This window comes from Rhodococcus sp. NPDC058505 (genome assembly GCF_042720095.1).
Taxonomy (GTDB): domain Bacteria; phylum Actinomycetota; class Actinomycetes; order Mycobacteriales; family Mycobacteriaceae; genus Rhodococcus_G.
On sequence record NZ_JBHXNB010000006.1, the window covers coordinates 49,178 to 66,303 of the forward strand.

A 17,126-nucleotide genomic window follows, 5' to 3' on the forward strand; every position below is an offset into this window, starting at 1 on the left:
GCTACTTCCTGGCGAACCGGCCGGGGGCGGCCTGGTCCCGCGGCTTCATGATGATCTGGTCCAGGTTCACGTGCGAGGGCCGGGACGCGACGAACCCGACCACCTCGGCGACGTCCGCGGCCACCAGGGGCGTGATGCCCTCGTACACCTTCGCGGCCCGCTCCTCGTCGCCGTCGAACCGCACCAGGGAGAACTCGGTTTCGACGGCGCCGGGCGCGATCTCGGTCAGCCGCACCGGCTGACCGAGCAGTTCGCCGCGCAGGGTCCGGTGCAGGACCGCCTGCGCATGCTTCGCCGACGTGTAGCCGGACCCGTTGTCGTACGCCTCGAACGCGGCAACCGAGGTGATCGTGACGATCAGGCCGTCGCCCGACGCGATCAGCTTCGGCAGCAGCGCCTTCGTCATCCGCAGGGTGCCGAGGACGTTCGTCTCCCACATCCAGCGCCAGTCGTCGAGGTCGGCGTCGGTCACCGCGGCAAGGCCCTTCGCGCCGCCCGCATTGTTGACGAGCACGTCCACCCGCGGCACGACCGCGGCAAACGCGTCCACCGAGTCGTCGTCGGTGACATCCAGTTCGAGTGCGGTGCCGCCGATGTCCTCGGCGAGCCGTTCGAGCCGGTCAACGCGACGGGCCCCGACCACCACGTGGAAGCCCTGCGCCGCCAGCGTGCGGGCGGTGGCCTCCCCGATACCGGAGCTCGCTCCGGTGACGACGGCGACTTGATCCTGCGGCGAAATGGTCATGGCCCTCAGCGTAGGCGCCTCTAGTCGGCCGCGTACTCGGCCTCGCGTTCGATCTCCCGCACCGCGGCGGGTGGGACGCCGACCGGTCCGGGGGAGTACGTCACCGCGGTCAGCTTCCCGGTGTACCGGAACGGTCCTCGGCGTTCTCGCAGTTCCCACGACACCGGCCCGCGGGCGTCGACACCGACCGAGATGCCGGTCCACGGCGCCATCCCGACGAGCTGGACCTGCCCGAGCAGACGAGCGACGTCCTCGCCGTCGACGCGGATCGTGAAGTCCCACCGCAGCCGTCGGGCCACCACGGCGGACACCTCGATCCGCCGGGTGCCCGGCGGCAACGGCCCGGCGTCGACGCAGGCGTAGCGACCGTAACTGTTGACGCCGAACACCAGGTGACCGTCCTCGACATAGAGCAGGTACCCGCCCTGCACGTCGCCGTGGGCGACCAGCACGCCCTCGTCGCCGGCTGCGTACGCCGCCAGATCCACCCGAATATCGAAGTCCCGGAAGGCGATCAACTGAGACGACCGGTACCGCTCCAGGGTCGGTGTCCCCGGCACGATGCGAACCGGACGGGCCAGCGTCAGCTCGGCAGGACGGCGGGTGGCCAACCCCGCCGGGGTGAGCAGCGGGAAGACCGTGTTCGCCCATGCCGACTCGTCCCACGCGGCGGCCAGCTCGGCCACCGTCTCCGGATACCGGTCCGCGACGTCGTGGATCTCGGTGGGGTCGGCCCGCACGTCGAACAGCTGCCACCGCGGGGCGTCGACGTCGCCATCCGGCCGCAGGGCCAGCAGCTTCCAGCCATCACGGTAGAACCCACGGTTCCCGACCATCTCGGTGTACTGCTCGGTGTGGGTGCTCGACGCTGCCCGGTCGTGCAGCATCGCCGATGCGTCGACACCGTCGAACGCCTTGACCTGCACCCCCTTCCGGTGGCCGGGGACGCCGACACCCGCGAGCGAGAGCAGGGTGGGGGTGAGGTCGGTGACGTACACGAACTGGTCCCGGACGCCGTTGTCCCCGTGCCCCTTCCGCAGACCCGCCGGCCAGGACAGCACGAACGGCACCCGGACCCCGCCCGCGAACGACTGCCCCTTGTAGAACCGGAACGGGGTGTTCGACGCCTGCCCCCACCCCCGCGGATAGTGCACGCCCAGCCGCGCCGACCCGATCAGCGCCTCGTCGTGGGGGACGTCGCCCGCCCACTCCGGGTCGGGGACGCGCGCGAACTCGGCGAAGTAGCTGCGCGTCCCCTCCGTGCCGCCCTCGGCGGTGCCGCCGTTGTCGGAGGTGAACACGACGATGGTGTTGTCGAGCTCGCCGAAGTCCTCGATGGTGTCCAGGATCCGCCCGACGGATTGGTCGACCGAGTCGACCATCGCCGCGTACACCTCCATGTACCGGGCAAACCGGGCCCGCCGGTTGGCGTCGAGGGAATCCCATTCGGGCACATCGAATCCGGGCTCGACGTTCCGGGGAACCTGCTCGGTCCCCGCCGGGAACAGGCCCTGCGCGAGTTGCGAGGCGAAGCGGCTCTGCCGCACCGCGTCCCAGCCCCGCGCGTACCGGCCCCGAAACTTGGCGATATCGGAGTCCTTGGCCTGCAACGGTCCGTGCATCGCGACGTGGGCGAAGTACAGGAAGAACGGCTTGTCCGCGTCATGGGCGCGCAGGTCCCTGAGGTACGACACCGCCTTGTCGGTTAGGTCGTCGGTCAGGTAGTAGCCCTCCGGGTACTCCTCGATGTCGACGGCCGAATTGTCCGACACCAGCTGGTTCGGGTGGAAGAACGAGTTGAGTCCCTCCAGCGAACCGTAGTAGCGGTCGAACCCGCGCTGCGTTGGCCACGAGTCCCGGGTCGCGCCGGGGCGGAGGTTTGCGTCCCGGACCAGGTGCCACTTGCCGACCGCGTAGGTCGCGTACCCGCCGGCCCGGAGGATCTCCGGCAGGGTCTGGGTGTCGTCGGACAGCTCCAGTCGCAGCCCGGGGAATCCGGGGTCCGCGTTCGCGACGAAGCCGTAGCCGGCGCGGTGCGGGTTCAGGCCGGTCAGCAGCGCCGCCCGGGACGGCGAGCACAGCGGGGTGGTGTGGTAGTTCGTCAGCCGCACACCCGAGGCGGCGAGCCGGTCGAGGTGGGGGGTGTCGATCTCGGAGCCGAACGGGCCGATGTCGCTGAACCCCATGTCGTCGACCAGCACGACGACGATGTTCGGGGACCCCGACGCTGCCGCCGGTGCATCCGGCCATGCGGGGGTCGAGTCGTCGACGGTGCGGCCGATCCGGCCGGTGAAGCCCTCGTAGCCTCGGGCGTGCGGGGGGACGGTCATCAGCCCGCGGCCCGCACCGGGGCGTCGATGGGCGAGTAGTGCGAGGCGTCGCCGGAGACGATCCGGCTGCGCTCGCCGTGCACGTCGACCGGGACATCGCCCGCGAGGGTGATCCGGGTGAGGCGCCGACGCTGGCCGTCGTAGTCGTCGATCGCGTAGTGCTGGGTGGCCCGGTTGTCCCAGATCGCGACGTCGCCTGCCTCCCAATTCCACCGGGTGGTGTTCTCCAGCTTGGTGATCCGCGCCTGCAGCAGCTGGAACAGCGCCTGCGACTCGGTGGTGCCGAGGCCGACGAAGCTCTTGACGAAGTGGCCGAGGAGGAGGGAGCGTTCGCCGGTCTCGGGGTGCACCCGGACCACCGGGTGCCGGGCCTCGTAGTAGGTGGACTGGAACTCGTCGAGGTAGTCGGAGGTGGTCGCGTTCACGTCCTCTGCGGTGCTCGCGGCGTAGTCGTAGACGTTGGTGTGGGTCGCCCACAGATGCTCGACCAGCGCCTTGAGCGGGTCGGGGAGGGCCTCGTAGGAGGCGGTGGTTGATGCCCAGGTCGTTGAGCCGCCGTACGGCGGCAGCACCTCGGCACGCAGGATCGACGCCTTGGGGATCCGATCGACGAACGTGACGTCGGTGTGCCAGCTGTTGGCGCGGCCGTATTCGGAGTCGATCGGCAGGATGCGCTCTCCTCGGGAGGTGACGGTCGGGTGCGCGGTGGTCGGCTCGCCGAGCAGCCGAGCGAACTCGTACTGGCCGTTCTCGTCGAGATGCTGTTGGCCGCGGAAGAAGATCACCTTGTGCTCGAGCAGGGCGGTGCGGATCAGGTCGATCGTGGTCGGATCGAGGTCGCCGCCGAGGGTGATGCCGTCGATGCGGGCACCGATGCGGGCGCCGAGTCGGGTGACGGACGGGGTGGCGGGCCTGGCCGGGCGGGAAGCGAAATCGAGGGACATGAGGGACCTTTCGTCGTCGCTGAGCGGAAGGGCGGTTCGTGGTTCCCATGGAACCGGGGCGGGTGGCCGCGGCCAAGGGTTCCGGTCACCGTGATCCCAACCGCGGGCCGACACGGGTATTTCCCCTCGCTTGCAGGAGAATTCGGTGGGTGTTACGTTCTCGCCCATGACTTCCGGCAGCCGTACCCCGATGCGGGTCACCTACGTGACCGCCGCTCTGGGTTCCCGCCTGCCTCATGCGCGGGAACTGTGTTGTTCCCCCAGCGGTATTTCTCGCTAGCCCCGCGCCGCCGCCTTCCTCTGCGACACCGCCCGCACTCGTCGGGCGTGACCGGCCGTTCCCGGGACCCCCAGGGACGCGGCCGGTTCCGTCGGCAGCGCGCTCCGACCGTTGGCCGTGTCCTGTTCTGTTCAGGACGAAGCGCAAGGAACTCGTGTGTCCACTTCGACCCTGCCGTCCGCTGCCCGCTCGCCCCAGTTCGTCCGCCGCCCCGTCCGCCCCGTCCGTCGCCCCGCAGCACCCGCCCCGATCGTTCGACCCGACCTGCGGGTGGGAGATTCGCCTGCCGCTGCCGTGTTCCGGGTCGCCCGCGCGCGGGGGCCGGTGTCCCGCGACACCGCGGCGCGGGCCACCGGGCTGAGTACCGCGACCGTGAACCGCCAGGTGGCCGCGCTAATCGACGCCGGCCTGCTCAGGGAGCGCGCCGACCTCGCCATATCGGGTGCGGTCGGCAGACCGCGGGTGCCGTTCGAGGTTGACCACGAGCCCTACCTGACCGTCGGCGTGCACATCGGGGCGGTCGTCACCGGGATCGTCGCGATCGACCTCCGGGGTCGGATCCTCGGCGGTGTCGAGGTTCCCACCCCGACCGGGCCGCAGGACCTGGCGCTGGCGCGAATCGCCAACAGCGCGCGGGCGTTCGTCGGCCGCTGGCATCGGCGTCGGCCGCTGTGGGTTGGCGTCGCACTCGGTGGCCGGGTCGATCCGGTGACCGGCCTCGTCGATCATCCGCGGCTCGGGTGGTCCGGGGCGCCGGTCGGGCCGGCCATCGGCGGGGGACTGGGCCTCCCGGTGTCGGTGGCGCCGCACGTCGAGGCGATGGCGGCGTCCGAGCTGCTGCTTGCGCCGCATCGCCCCGGTGACGACGCCGCGGTCGGCACCGGACTGTACTTCTATGCGCGCGAAACCGTGGGAGTCGCAGTGACAATCGACGGTCGGGTGCACACCCCGACGAACGGACCCGGATCGATCGCGCACCTGCCGACCGGCTCGTCGACGCCGTGCCCGTGCGGCGCGCGCGGGTGCCTCGAGGCAACGGTGGGCGACCGCGCGACGATCACCGCCGCCGCCGACGCCGGGGTGCCCGGCATCGCCGCCGCCGACGCGAGCATCGGCGCGGTGTATCGAGCGGCCGCGTCCGGATCCCGTGCCGCGCAGGAGCTATTGGTCGAGCGGGCCCGGATCCTCGGCCGGACGGTCGCGATGCTGCGCGATCTGTTCAACCCCGACCGGGTGATCCTCGGCGGGCAGGCCTTCACCGAGCACCCCGCGGGAGTTCCGCACGTCGCCGAGGCCTTTGCGCGGACATCGACCCTGTCCCGCACGGACATTCGGATCACCGGCTTCGGCAACCGGGTTCAGGAGTTTGCGGCGGGCGTCGTCTCGCTGAGCTCCCTGTACGCAGACCCCCTCACCTCCATCAGAAGGACGAACCACCAGTGAGCACTTCACCTCTCGGAACACATCTCGATCGGCGCACCTTCTTCCGCGGCGCCGGGATCGCCGCCGCCGCGATCTTCGGTACCGGACTGCTCGGCGCCTGCGCGTCGGCCGTCGAGGAACAGCAGGCCGGTGCCGCGGGCGCCGCCGAACCGGTCCGCGGCGGAACCCTCAAGGCGGGGATCTCCGAGGACGTGCTGCCCGCGACCTTCCTGACCAACACCGCCGGGTCGACCGTCGTGATCGGGCTGGCCTACGACAGCCTGATCAGCTACCCGCACGACCGGGTCGAGCCACGACCGCGGCTCGCGACCGGGTGGCAGCTCGCCGCGGACGGGCTCTCGCTGTCTCTCGACCTGCGCGACGACGTGACCTTCCACAGCGGTCGCCCCTTCACGTCGGCGGATGCGGAGTTCTCGATCCGCACGTACGCGGACCCGAAATGGACGGCGCAGCTGCGCGGCACGGCCGCCGCGATCACGGCCTTCGACACCTCCGATCCGCACCGGCTGGTGCTCGCCTTCGCGCACCCTCTTGGCAACATCTTCGATCTGCTGGACACGGTCCCGATCCTCGACCGGGAGTCCATCGACAGGCTCGCCGCAGGCGAGGCCTTCATCGGGACCGGACCGTTCCGGCTCACCGCGCGCACCCCGAACACCGCGCTGACGTTCGAACGCAACGAGAACTACTGGATCCCGGAGCGGCCCTACCTCGACCGGGTCGAGGTGTCGGTGATTCAGGACGCGCAGGCGTTGCTCAGCTCGCTCCGCTCCGGTCAGGTGCAGCTGGTCAACGGACTGAACTACCGGGACGTCGAAACGCTGGGCAGCACCGCCGGCTACCAGGCGATCCCGCTGGAGGGGGCCGAACTCCAGGTGTACGTCGGCACCAATGTGACGCACCCGGCGCTCGCCGATCTCCGGGTGCGCAAGGCCATCGCCCATGCGCTGGACCGCGACCGGATCGTCACCGAGGTGTTCCGCGGATCGGGCTACCCGGTGAACCTGCCGTGGCCGAAGTCGTCGCCCGCATACGACGAGGCCCGCAACTCCACCTATCCCCGTGACCTCGCCGCGGCGAGGGACCTGCTGACGGAATCCGGTGGTGCCGTGCCGAACCTGACCCTGTCCTACGGGGCGGGCAATCCGTTCTACGAGGCGACCGCGCAGATCGTGCAGGCGAACCTCGCCGATATCGGTATCGCGACCACGCTCGACCCGCAGGAGTACGCAACCTTTGTCAAGAATCTGATCGGTGCACGCTTCCCCGGGTTGTGGGTCACCTTCCATTCGTGGGCGCAGTACGTGCCGTCCACGCTGACGGTCAGCGCCTACCCGTTCAACGCCCGCAAGAACGCATCCCGCTTCGACAGTCCCGAGTATGTCGCGGCCGCCGACGCGGCCTGGCAGGTGCCGGACGGCGCCAGCGCCGAGGCCATCGCCGCATACGGGGCGGTGAGCGACGAACTGCTCGACAACCTGTTCCTGATCGAGATCGGCGTGATCCTCAACCAGATTGCGGCGGCCGAAGCGGTGCAGGGCATCTCGTGGACCAAACGGTCCGAGCTCCAGCTGACCGACACCTACCTCGCCTGAGAAAGGAGCCTGCCATGATGCGCTACCTCGCGCGTCGGGTGCCCTCGGCTGTGGTGGTCCTCGTGGTGGCCTCGCTGCTGATCTTCTTCGTGCTTCGACTCGTCCCCGGTGATCCGGCCAGCACCCTCGCCGGCCCGGATGCGACACCGGAAACCATTGCCGCGGTCCAGAATGCGCTCGGCCTGGATCGGTCGATTCCCGCGCAGTACCTGTCCTGGATCGGGGGCGTTGCGACCTTCGACCTCGGCAGCTCGTTCGTTCTCGGCGGTCCGATCGCCGACCTTGTCGGTGCCGCGCTCGTCAACACCGTCGTGCTGGCGGTCGCCGCCCTGCTGCTCGCGGTGGTGGTGAGCCTCGCGTTGTCCGTTGCCGTCGTCGTGTGGCCGACGCGCTGGCTCACCGGGTTGGTCGCTGGCGTCAACACCCTCGCCGTCGCCCTTCCCACCTTCGTGACCGGCGTCCTGCTGGTGCTGGCCTTCGCGGTGCTGGCTCCCGTGCTGCCGGCGGGCGGCGTCCCCCCGGACGGGTTCCTGGCCCGCCCCGACATCTCGCTGCAGTACCTCGCGCTGCCGACGATCTGCCTCGGTCTGCCCGTCGCCGCCGCGCTGACCCGTTTCCTCACCGAGGCTCTGCGCACCGAGATGCGGCAGCCGTACGTGCTGACCGCCCGCGCGCTTGGGGTCTCGCGCTGGAACCTGGTCACCCGCAGCGCATTGCGCAACGCCCTACCGACGATGCTGACCGTGCTCGGGCTGCAGACCGGGCAGCTGCTCGGCGGCGCGGTGCTCGTCGAGGCGATCTTCGCGTGGCCCGGCATCGGACAGTTGATCGAACAGGGCATCAGCCGCCGCGACTATCCGGTGGTGCAGGTGCTGCTGCTGATCGCGGTGTCGGTCTTCGTGATCGTTCAGCTCGTTACCGATGTTGTGCACGCCTACCTGGATCCGCGGGTCCGGATCGGGGGAGCGTCATGAGCGTGTCCGAGATCGAGAGCCCCGCGGTCGCGGACCGCACGCCACCCGCCGCACCGGCCCGACGCGGTTCGGCGCTCGCCGCCCTCACCCGCGGGCAGGGGCTGGCCGGCGTGCTCCTAGTGCTGGCGGTGTCGGCGGCGGGCCTGCTGGCGCACTGGATCGCACCGTTCGACCCGACCGAGCAGATCACCGGGGCCAACCTGCTTGGGCCGAACGGGACGCACTGGTTCGGCACGGACGAGGTGAACCGGGACGTGTACTCCCGTGTGCTGCACGGAATCCGGATCAACCTGCAGATCATCCTGATTGCCGTGCCGATCGGCGCGGTACTGGGTTCGCTGCTCGGCCTCGTCTCGACGCTGCACCCGGCGGCGGACGTCGTCGCGCAGCGGGTGTTCGACGTCGTGCTCGCGTTCCCCGCGCTCATCCTCGCGATCGCCCTTGCCGCGATCGTCGGCCCCGGCGCGGTCACCGTCGGGATCGTGATCGTGGTCGCCGAGATCCCCGCGTTCGGTAGGACCGTGCGGACCCAGGTACTCCGGATCCGGGAACTGCCGTTCGTCGAGGCGTCCGAGGTGATCGGGGCGTCCCGCTGGTGGACGTTGCGCACGCACGTACTGCCGAACGCCGCCGAGCCGTTGGCCGTCGAACTGGCGCTGGCGATGTCGGTGGCGGTGTTCGTCGAATCCGGGATGAGCTTCATCGGGATCGGCGTCCGGCCACCGGCACCGTCGCTGGGCTCGATCGTCGCCGATGCCGTCCCGAATCTCGACGCGAACCCGGCGTTCGTGGTCGGTCCGCTGGCCGTCGTCGCGGCGCTGGTGCTCGGATTCCTGCTGATCGCCCAGGCCCTCGGCTCCGCCCGCCGGTCCTGACCCACCCCCCACCCCTCCCACCCCACCCCGCACCCACCCGCCCCACCCCGCACCCACCCATCCCACCCACCCCGCCCGTCCCACCCGTCCGACCTGTCCCACCCATCTCACTCGCCCTACCCGCCCCACCCGCCCCACCCCGCCCTGAGCGAATGTGGGATTCGGTCACTCAGAGTGACCGAATCCCACATTCGGTCGGCGGGGGAGGGCAGGGCGAGGGAGGGCAGGGCGGGGGAGGGCAGGGCGGGGAGGGCAGGGCGGGGGAGGGCTCGGCGGGGGAGGGCAGAGCGGGGCAGAGCAGTAGGAGTAGACGACGATGACCGACCCGATCCTCGACATCGCACAGCTGTCCATCCGGTTCGGACCACACGACCGGCCCGTCGTGTCGGATCTCGACCTCACTGTCCGCGCGGGCGAAATCGTTGCGCTGGTAGGCGAATCCGGCTCGGGCAAGTCCATGACGGCGCGGGCGGTGCTCGGTCTGCTGCCGGACGGCGCGGCGGTCGACGGCTCGATCCGGCTCGGCGGCGAGCAGGTCGTCGCCGCGCCGGAGGAGGCGCTGACGCGGCTGCGCGGGACCCGCGCCGCGATGGTGTTCCAGGAACCGCAGACGGCGCTGAACCCGGTCCGCACCGTCGGCTGGCAGATCGCCCAGGCGCTGCGGGCGCGCGGCAGGATCTCCCGCGCCGCGGCCCGGACCCGCGCGATCGACCTGCTGCGGCAGGTCGAGATCCCCGAACCGGAGGTGCGCGTCGACTGGTTCCCGCATCAGCTGTCCGGCGGGCAGAAGCAGCGGGTGGTGATCGCCCTCGCGCTGTCCGGCGGACCCGATCTGCTGATCGCGGACGAGCCGACCACCGCGCTCGACGTGACGGTGCAGGCCGAGATCCTGGCGTTGCTGCGGTCGCTGCGCGACGAGCGGGGGACCGCGATCCTGGTGATCACGCACAACATGGGTGTCGTTGCGGACATCGCCGATCGGGTTGCGGTGTTGCGGCGCGGTGTCCTCGTTGAGGAACGCGGTGTCCATGACCTGTTCTCGGCGCCACGGGAGCGGTACACCACCCAGTTGTTGGCCGCGGTGCCGCGACTGCCCGAGCCCGGTGACGGCACCCCGGTCGCGGACGTCGCGTCGGGTGCTCCGGTGCTGCGGATCCGCGACCTCGACGTCGTCTACCCTGCCCGGCACGGGAACACCGCGTTCCACGCGCTGCGCGGGGTGAGCCTCGAGGTGTCGGCCGGGCAGGTGCTCGGCCTCGTCGGCGAGTCCGGGTCCGGCAAGACCACCCTCGGCCGCACGGCCGTCGGTGCGGTGCGGCCGAGCGCGGGTGCGGTGACCCTGGACGGGACGGACCTGGGTTCGGCGACGCCGCGCGAACTCCGCGGTCTGCGCAGGGGATTGGCCCTCGTGCACCAGGACCCGGCGGCGTCGCTGGATCCGCGTCGGAGCGTTGGCGATTCGATTGCCGAGCCGCTCGTGGTGCACCGTGCGGCGTCGGGCGCCCTGCTCCGGGCGCGAGTGGCGGACCTGCTCGACGCGGTGCGCCTGCCGCGTGATTTCGCGGGCAGGCGCCCGGCCGAACTGTCCGGTGGACAGCGGCAGCGGGTCGCATTGGCGAGGGCCCTCGCGTTGGCGCCGCGACTGCTCGTCGCGGACGAGCCGACCAGCGCGCTCGACGTGTCGGTGCAGGCCGAGATGCTGGCGCTGTTCGAGGACCTTCGGCAGGAGTACCGCTTCGCCTGCCTGTTCATCAGTCACGACCTCGCCGTCGTGCACCGGGTCGCGGACCGGGTTGCGGTGCTGCGGCACGGCGAACTGGTCGAGATCGGTGGCACCGCAGAGGTGTTCGGCAACCCGCGCGACGCGTACACCCGCGGCCTGCTGGACGCGGTCCCGGTACCCGACCCGGTGGCGCAGCGCCTCCGCCGCGACGGCGCGGTGGTGCTGTCCGCCGCGGGCTGACCCGGATCAGGCGGTGAGCACGGCCTGCGACTGCGTCACCTGCGCCACCAGCCGACCCTCGTCGTCGCGCACCTCGACCGCGACGGCGATGGTGGATCGCCCGACGTGCAGCGGTCGCGCGGTCGCGGTGACGGTGCCCTTGCGGACCCCGCGGGTGAAGACGGTGTTCGAGCTCGTCGTCGACGTCGCCGCCCCCGGCGGCAGGTTCAGGAACGCGCACACCGCACCGACGCTGTCCGCGAGGGTCATCACGGCGCCGCCGTGCATTCCGGCGCCCGCGGTGGTGCGGTGGGAGTCCCAGTCGAGGGTGCCGACGGTTTCCTCGGGAGCGGCCGCGGTCAGGGTCACCCCGGTGTGGACGGCGAATGGCATCGACGCGGTCAGCTGATCCAGATCCATGCTCGGATGGTAGCCGCGGATCCCCGCACGAAGGTGGTGATGGAGGCGTCGCCTCCGCTCCGCCCCCTTCACCATATCGCCGACCCCGGGGCTTGCGGCAAGGCCCCGGTGGTGCTGCAGACTCGCCTGCTGCGGGCAAGCGGACGCCTTGCCGGAGGAGGGGATCGCATGACCGATGTCATCGTTGTCGGTGCCGGACCGACGGGGTTGATGCTTGCGGGTGAGCTCCGACTCCGGGGCGTCGACGTCGTGGCGCTGGACAGGGAGCGGGAACCGACCCCGTTCGTTCGGGCCCTCGGCATCCACGTGCGGACGATCGAGATCATGGCGCAGCGCGGGCTGCTCGACCGCTTCCTGGCGCGCGGCACGAGGTATCCGCTCGGCGGCTTCTTCGCGGGCATCGCCGCACCGGCACCGGCGCATCTGGACACCGCACACGGCTACGTGCTCGGCATTCCGCAGCCGGAGATCGACGGCATCCTCGCCGATCACGCCACCGAGCTGGGGGCCGACCTTCGGCGTGGTCGCCGCGTCGTCGCGGTGCGCCAGGACACCGACGGGGTCACCGCCGAATTGGCCGACGGGACAGCACTGCACGCGCGTTATCTCGTCGGATGTGACGGCGGCCGCAGCACCGTCCGGAAGCTGATCGACGTCGGGTTCCCCGGCGAGCCGTCGACGTCCGACACGCTGATCGGCGAGGTGGAGGTGACCATGCCGGAGGAGGACCTGTCCGCCAGGGTCGCCGAGATCCGGGAGACCCAGAAGCGATTCGGCATCGGGCCGTCCGGGACCGGCGCGTACCGCGTTGTGGTGCCGGCGGCCGAGGTTGCCGACGCCCGCACGGCTCCGCCGACGCTGGACGACATCAAGGCGCGGCTGCGGGCCGTCGCGGGCACCGACTTCGGTGTGCACTCGCCGCGGTGGCTGTCCCGCTTCGGCGACGCCACCCGGCTGGCCGAGGCGTACCGCCGCGGCCGGGTGTTCCTCGCTGGCGACGCCGCACACATCCATCCACCGATGGGTGGGCAGGGTCTGAACCTCGGTGTCCAGGATGCGTTCAACCTCGGATGGAAGCTCGCTGCCGCGATCAACGGCTGGGCGCCGCCCGACCTGCTCGACAGCTACGAATCCGAACGGCGCCCGGTGGCCGCGGACGTGCTGGACAACACGCGGGCCCAGGCCGAGTTGCTGTCCACCGAGGCGGGGCCGCAGGCGGTGCGCCGCCTGCTCACCGAGCTGATGGCGTTCGACGATGTGAACCGCCACCTGATCGAGAAGATCACCGCCATCTCGGTCCGCTACGACCTCGGCGCGGGCCACGACCTGCTCGGCAGGCGGCTGCGCGACATCGCGCTGTCCGGCGGCCCCCTCTACGACCGGATGCGCACCGGTCGAGGACTGCTGCTCGACCAGACCGGCGCACTGTCGGTCGCCGGGTGGAGCGACCGGGTCGACCACGTCGTCGACACCAGCGCCGAACTGGACGTTCCGGCGGCGCTGCTGCGTCCCGACGGTCATGTGGCGTGGGTCGGGAACGCGCAGGCCGACGCGGACGCCCACCTGGCCAGGTGGTTCGGCAGGCCGACGGTCTGAGCCCCGCCGTGCGTCGTTGTCGGGAAGGATCTGCCCCGCAATGCGGGGCAGACCCTTCCCGACTGTGCGGATCCGGCGTCAGCTGCGGGCGCGGAGCGCATACCGGACCTGCGGCCTGCCGGTGCGGCCGTACTCGGTGTGCCGGGCCAGGACCCCGTCATCGGCGAGGCGTTCGAGGTAGCGCCAGGCCGTCACCCGCGACACCCCGACCGCGGCACCGACCTCCGCCGCGGTCCGCGGCGCGTCGCCCTCGCGGACACACCGCGCGACCGCGTCCAATGTCCGGGGCGCAACGCCTTTCGGGCTGGTGACCGGGGCCGGGGTGCCGCGCAGTGCGGCCATCGCCCGGTCGATGTCGTGTTGGCCCGCCGCGGTCAGCGGACCCCGCGCGTCGGTGATCGCCGCCCGGTAGGCGGCGTAGTGGTCGAGCTTGTCGCGCAGCGCGGCGAACGTGAACGGCTTGAGCAGGTACAGCACCACCCCGCGCGCGACCGCCGTCCGCACCACATCGAGTTCGCGGGCCGAGGTGACGGCGATGATGTCGGGGTTCGGGCGCAGCAGACCGAGCGCGGCCGCGACGTCGAGCCCGCTGGCGTCGGGCAGCCCGATGTCGAGCAGCACCAGGTCCACCGGTTCCGCGGACCGCGCCGCTGCCTGCGCGACCCGGACCGCGGCGTTCCCGGTGTGCACCACGTCGTGCACCGTGAACCCGGGCAGCCGGTCGAGGTACTCGCGGTGCGCCTGCGCGATCAGCGGTTCGTCCTCGACGATCAGCACCCGGATCACGGCGCGCCCCCGAACGGGATTTCCGCGACCACCAGCGACCCCAGCGACGGCTCGGTGCGGAGGGTGCCGCCGCGTCGGGTGATCGTCTGCGCCACCAGCGCCAGACCCAACCCGTGGTGGTCGGATTTGGTGGAATAGCCGCGGGTCATGGACCGCGCCAACGTGTCCGGATCCATGCCCGGTCCGCTGTCCGCGACCTCGATCACCACCGTCGACCGCTCCTGCCGCACCGTCACCTCCACCCACGCGTCCTCGGTCCCGCTCACCGCGTCGATCGCGTTGTCGACGAGGTTCCCGACCACCGTCACCAGGTCCCGGGACCGCAGCGGCACCGCGGCCAGCGCGGTGTCGTCGGTGACGGTCAACTCGACACCGCGCTCGGCCGCGGCATCGACCTTCCCGATCAGCAGGGCTGCGAGGGCGGGATCGGCGACGGTGGCCGTCACCCGGTCCACCAGCTGCTGGGAGAGCCGGAGCTCCTCGGTCGCGAACGCGACCGCCTCATCGGGCCTGCCGAGCTCGACCATCGTGATGATGGTGTGCAGGCGGTTCGCCGACTCGTGCGCCTGCGCCTGCAACGACTCCGCCAGCCCGCGCACCGAATCCAGTTCGCCGAGCACGGACCGCAATTCGGTGTGATCGCGCAGCGTCACCACCGTCCCGATCCGTCGACCGTCCCAGCGCACCGCGTCCCGCCCCACGACCAGCACCCGGTCCGCGGTCAGATGCACCTCGTCGCGGGCATCGTCCCCATCCTCCGCCAGCGCCCGCACCGTCTCCGGCAGCGAGTCCATCGACACCGGGCCGTCCGCGGGCAGGCCGAGCAGCCGCCGGGCCTCGTCGTTGATCACGTCGACGCGGGGACCGTCACCCCCGGAGGTGCCGAACACCAGCAGGCCCTCGCCGATCGCCCGGAGCACCGCGTCGTGCTGCTCGTACAGTCGGCGCAGCTGATCGGGGGACAGCCCGAGGGTCTGCGTCCGCAAGCGCCTGCTGACCAGGACGGCGCCCGCCGTCGACACGGCGAGGCCGATCGCGACGATGCCGAGGAGGCCGGGCAGGCTGCTCTGGAACTGCTCCCAGCTCTTCTGCCGGGTCACCCCCACCGACACGAACCCGACGAGGGCGCCGGTGTCCTCGTACACCGGCGCGACCGCCCGGATCGACGGCCCGAGGCTGCCGGTGTACGTCTCGGTGAACGTCCGGCCCTGCCGCGCCGGTTCGGTGTGCCCCGTGTACGGCAGCCCGATCCGGTCGGGGCGCGGATGGGTGAGCCGGATCTCGTCGAGGCCCATCACGACGACGAAGTCGACCCCGGTCGCCGCGCGGATCGCGGAGGCGACCGGCTGCAGCGCTCCGACCGGGTCGGGTCCGACGATGTCCGCCGCCACCGCGGGGATCTGTGCGGTCGTCGCGGCCACGTCCGTCACCGCAAGGCGGGTCGCGGCATCCGCGTCGCGTCGCTCCTCGACCGCGAACAGCCCGCCCGCGACGAGGACGACGACGGCGAGCGCCACCGTCTGCACGATCAGCAGCTGCCGCGCCACACTCATCGGTTCCCGACGTCGTCGCCCCACCCGTCGATTGTCGCGTGCGGACGGGGCGGTGAGCACGTTCACGACTGAACACAAGTTACGCAACCTTCACCCGCGGCGGCCCCCGCACCAGGATGTTCGTCGGAAGCTGAGGTGACACCGGACACGCGCGGGGCGCGGATCGTCGGTTTCCTCCGATTCGCACTCACAGTGAGGCAACCACCATGAGCAGTTCCACCGCATCGCCACGCCGGGACCGCACCCACTGGCTGTACATCGGCGTCATCGTCGCCGTCGTCGCCGGGGTTCTCGTCGGCTGGCAGGCGCCGGAGGTGGGCACGTCCCTCGGCATCCTCGGCACCACCTTCGTCGACCTGATCAAGATGATGATCGGTCCGGTCATCTTCTGCACCATCGTGCTGGGCATCGGGTCGGTGCGGGCGGCGGCGAGCGTCGGCCGGATCGGGGGCCTCGCGCTGGTCTACTTCATCGGGATGTCGACGGTCGCGCTCGGCATCGGCCTGGTCGTCGGCAACCTCCTCGACCCCGGCTCCGGTCTGAGCCTGACCCCCGACATGGCGGGCAGCGGCGCGGCGCTCGCGGACAAGGCGCACGACGCGGGCGGTACCGCCGGATTCATCGCCTCGATCATCCCGACGTCGATGCTGTCCGCGCTGACCGACGGCAGCGTGCTGCAGGCACTGTTCATCGCGCTGCTCGTCGGCTTCGGCCTGCAGGGGATGGGCGCGGCCGGTGAGCCGATCCTGCGCGGCATCGGGCACGTGCAGAAGCTGGTGTTCAAGGTCCTGTCGATGATCCTGTGGCTCGCGCCGATCGGCGCGTTCGGTGCGATCGCGAACGTCGTCGGCCGGACCGGTCTCGGCGCCGTCGTCCAACTGGGCGCGCTGATGCTCGGCTTCTACCTCACCTGCCTGGTGTTCGTGTTCGGTGTGCTCGGCAGCGTCCTGCGCGCGGTCGCCGGCGTGTCGATCTTCAAGCTCGTCCGCTACCTGGCCCGCGAGTACCTGCTGATCTTCGCGACGTCGTCGTCGGAGTCCGCGCTGCCGCGGCTGATCGCGAAGATGGAGCATCTCGGTGTGCAGAAGACCACCGTCGGTGTGGTGGTGCCCACCGGCTACTCCTTCAACCTGGACGGCACCGCGATCTACCTGACCATGGCCGCGATCTTCATCGCCGACGCGTTGAACCAGCCGCTCGCGCTGACCGAGCAGTTGTCGCTGCTGGTGTTCATGATCGTCGCGTCGAAGGGCGCCGCCGGTGTCACCGGCGCCGGGCTCGCCACCCTCGCGGGCGGCCTGCAGAGCCACCGACCGGACCTGGTCGACGGCGTCGGGCTGATCGTCGGCATCGACCGGTTCATGTCCGAGGCCCGCGCGGTGACGAACTTCTCCGGCAACGCCGTCGCCACCCTGCTGATCGGCACCTGGACGAAAACGGTTGACCGCGGGCAGGTCCGCGAGGTGCTGGGCGGCCGCCGTCCCTTCGACGAGGAGGCGTTCGCCGACGGCGAGGACCCCTCGATCAACCCGGTCGTCGCGGACGTCGATCCGCTGCCCGAGCGGGCACCGGCAAGGGTGCTGGACCGGGTCTGACCGACGTGCGCGAACCCGGTCCGGCCGGGTTCGCGCACAATGGCGTCC

13 protein-coding genes are annotated in these 17,126 nt (G+C 71.1%); 7 read left to right on the forward strand and 6 right to left on the reverse strand.

Features of this window, described 5'->3' with window-relative positions:
• Position 1: 1 nt before the first annotated feature.
• Genes ACFWPA_RS06805 through ACFWPA_RS06815 form a run of 3 tightly spaced genes read right to left on the reverse strand, consistent with a single transcriptional unit; the run spans position 2 to position 4,019 of the window.
• Positions 2-745, reverse strand: a complete 744-nt coding sequence (locus ACFWPA_RS06805) for an SDR family oxidoreductase (protein WP_378506171.1) — start codon at positions 743-745, stop codon at positions 2-4.
• A 20-nt stretch (positions 746-765) separates the two neighbouring features.
• Positions 766-3,075, reverse strand: a complete 2,310-nt coding sequence (locus tag ACFWPA_RS06810; protein ID WP_378569886.1) for an arylsulfatase — start codon at positions 3,073-3,075, stop codon at positions 766-768.
• Positions 3,075-4,019, reverse strand: coding sequence for a TauD/TfdA dioxygenase family protein (locus ACFWPA_RS06815; RefSeq protein ID WP_378569887.1), 945 nt, complete (start codon positions 4,017-4,019; stop codon positions 3,075-3,077). Before ACFWPA_RS06815 ends, ACFWPA_RS06810 begins: the two co-directional genes overlap by 1 nt.
• Positions 4,020-4,455: 436 nt before the next feature.
• Between ACFWPA_RS06815 and ACFWPA_RS06820 the strand changes: the two genes are divergently transcribed.
• From ACFWPA_RS06820 to ACFWPA_RS06840, 5 genes are all read left to right on the forward strand, one after another.
• The gene (locus tag ACFWPA_RS06820) at positions 4,456-5,742 is read left to right on the forward strand and encodes an ROK family protein (protein ID WP_378569888.1); all 1,287 of its coding nucleotides are present in this window, start codon (positions 4,456-4,458) and stop codon (positions 5,740-5,742) included.
• Positions 5,739-7,337, forward strand: coding sequence for an ABC transporter substrate-binding protein (locus ACFWPA_RS06825; RefSeq protein ID WP_378569889.1), 1,599 nt, complete (start codon positions 5,739-5,741; stop codon positions 7,335-7,337). Before ACFWPA_RS06820 ends, ACFWPA_RS06825 begins: the two co-directional genes overlap by 4 nt.
• A 14-nt stretch (positions 7,338-7,351) precedes the next feature.
• Positions 7,352-8,311 (forward strand): ABC transporter permease, encoded by a 960-nt coding sequence (locus tag ACFWPA_RS06830; RefSeq protein WP_378569890.1) that lies wholly within the window; start codon positions 7,352-7,354, stop codon positions 8,309-8,311.
• A complete protein-coding gene (locus tag ACFWPA_RS06835) occupies positions 8,308-9,186 on the forward strand; it encodes an ABC transporter permease (protein WP_378569891.1) in 879 nt (292 codons plus the stop codon). The genes ACFWPA_RS06830 and ACFWPA_RS06835 overlap by 4 nt, the downstream gene beginning before the upstream one ends.
• Positions 9,187-9,502: 316 nt before the next feature.
• Positions 9,503-11,149 (forward strand): dipeptide ABC transporter ATP-binding protein, encoded by a 1,647-nt coding sequence (locus tag ACFWPA_RS06840; protein WP_378569892.1) that lies wholly within the window; start codon positions 9,503-9,505, stop codon positions 11,147-11,149.
• 6 nt (positions 11,150-11,155) lie between these two features.
• On the opposite strand, the gene ACFWPA_RS06845 is transcribed toward ACFWPA_RS06840, so the two are convergent.
• Positions 11,156-11,548 (reverse strand): PaaI family thioesterase, encoded by a 393-nt coding sequence (locus ACFWPA_RS06845; protein WP_378506179.1) that lies wholly within the window; start codon positions 11,546-11,548, stop codon positions 11,156-11,158.
• A 168-nt stretch (positions 11,549-11,716) separates the two neighbouring features.
• Here ACFWPA_RS06845 and rox point away from each other — a divergent pair, with 168 nt between their 5' ends.
• Positions 11,717-13,144: a rifampin monooxygenase gene (gene rox, locus ACFWPA_RS06850; protein ID WP_378569893.1), complete on the forward strand. Its 1,428-nt coding sequence runs from the start codon at positions 11,717-11,719 to the stop codon at positions 13,142-13,144.
• 78 nt (positions 13,145-13,222) lie between these two features.
• Here rox and ACFWPA_RS06855 read toward each other — a convergent pair whose 3' ends face one another.
• Positions 13,223-13,930, reverse strand: a complete 708-nt coding sequence (locus tag ACFWPA_RS06855) for a response regulator (RefSeq protein WP_378569894.1) — start codon at positions 13,928-13,930, stop codon at positions 13,223-13,225.
• Positions 13,927-15,483: an ATP-binding protein gene (locus tag ACFWPA_RS06860; protein ID WP_378569895.1), complete on the reverse strand. Its 1,557-nt coding sequence runs from the start codon at positions 15,481-15,483 to the stop codon at positions 13,927-13,929. Before ACFWPA_RS06860 ends, ACFWPA_RS06855 begins: the two co-directional genes overlap by 4 nt.
• A gap of 206 nt (positions 15,484-15,689) precedes the next feature.
• On the opposite strand from ACFWPA_RS06860, the gene ACFWPA_RS06865 reads away from it, so the two are divergent.
• The gene (locus tag ACFWPA_RS06865) at positions 15,690-17,078 is read left to right on the forward strand and encodes a cation:dicarboxylate symporter family transporter (RefSeq protein WP_378506183.1); all 1,389 of its coding nucleotides are present in this window, start codon (positions 15,690-15,692) and stop codon (positions 17,076-17,078) included.
• Positions 17,079-17,126 lie beyond the last annotated feature (48 nt).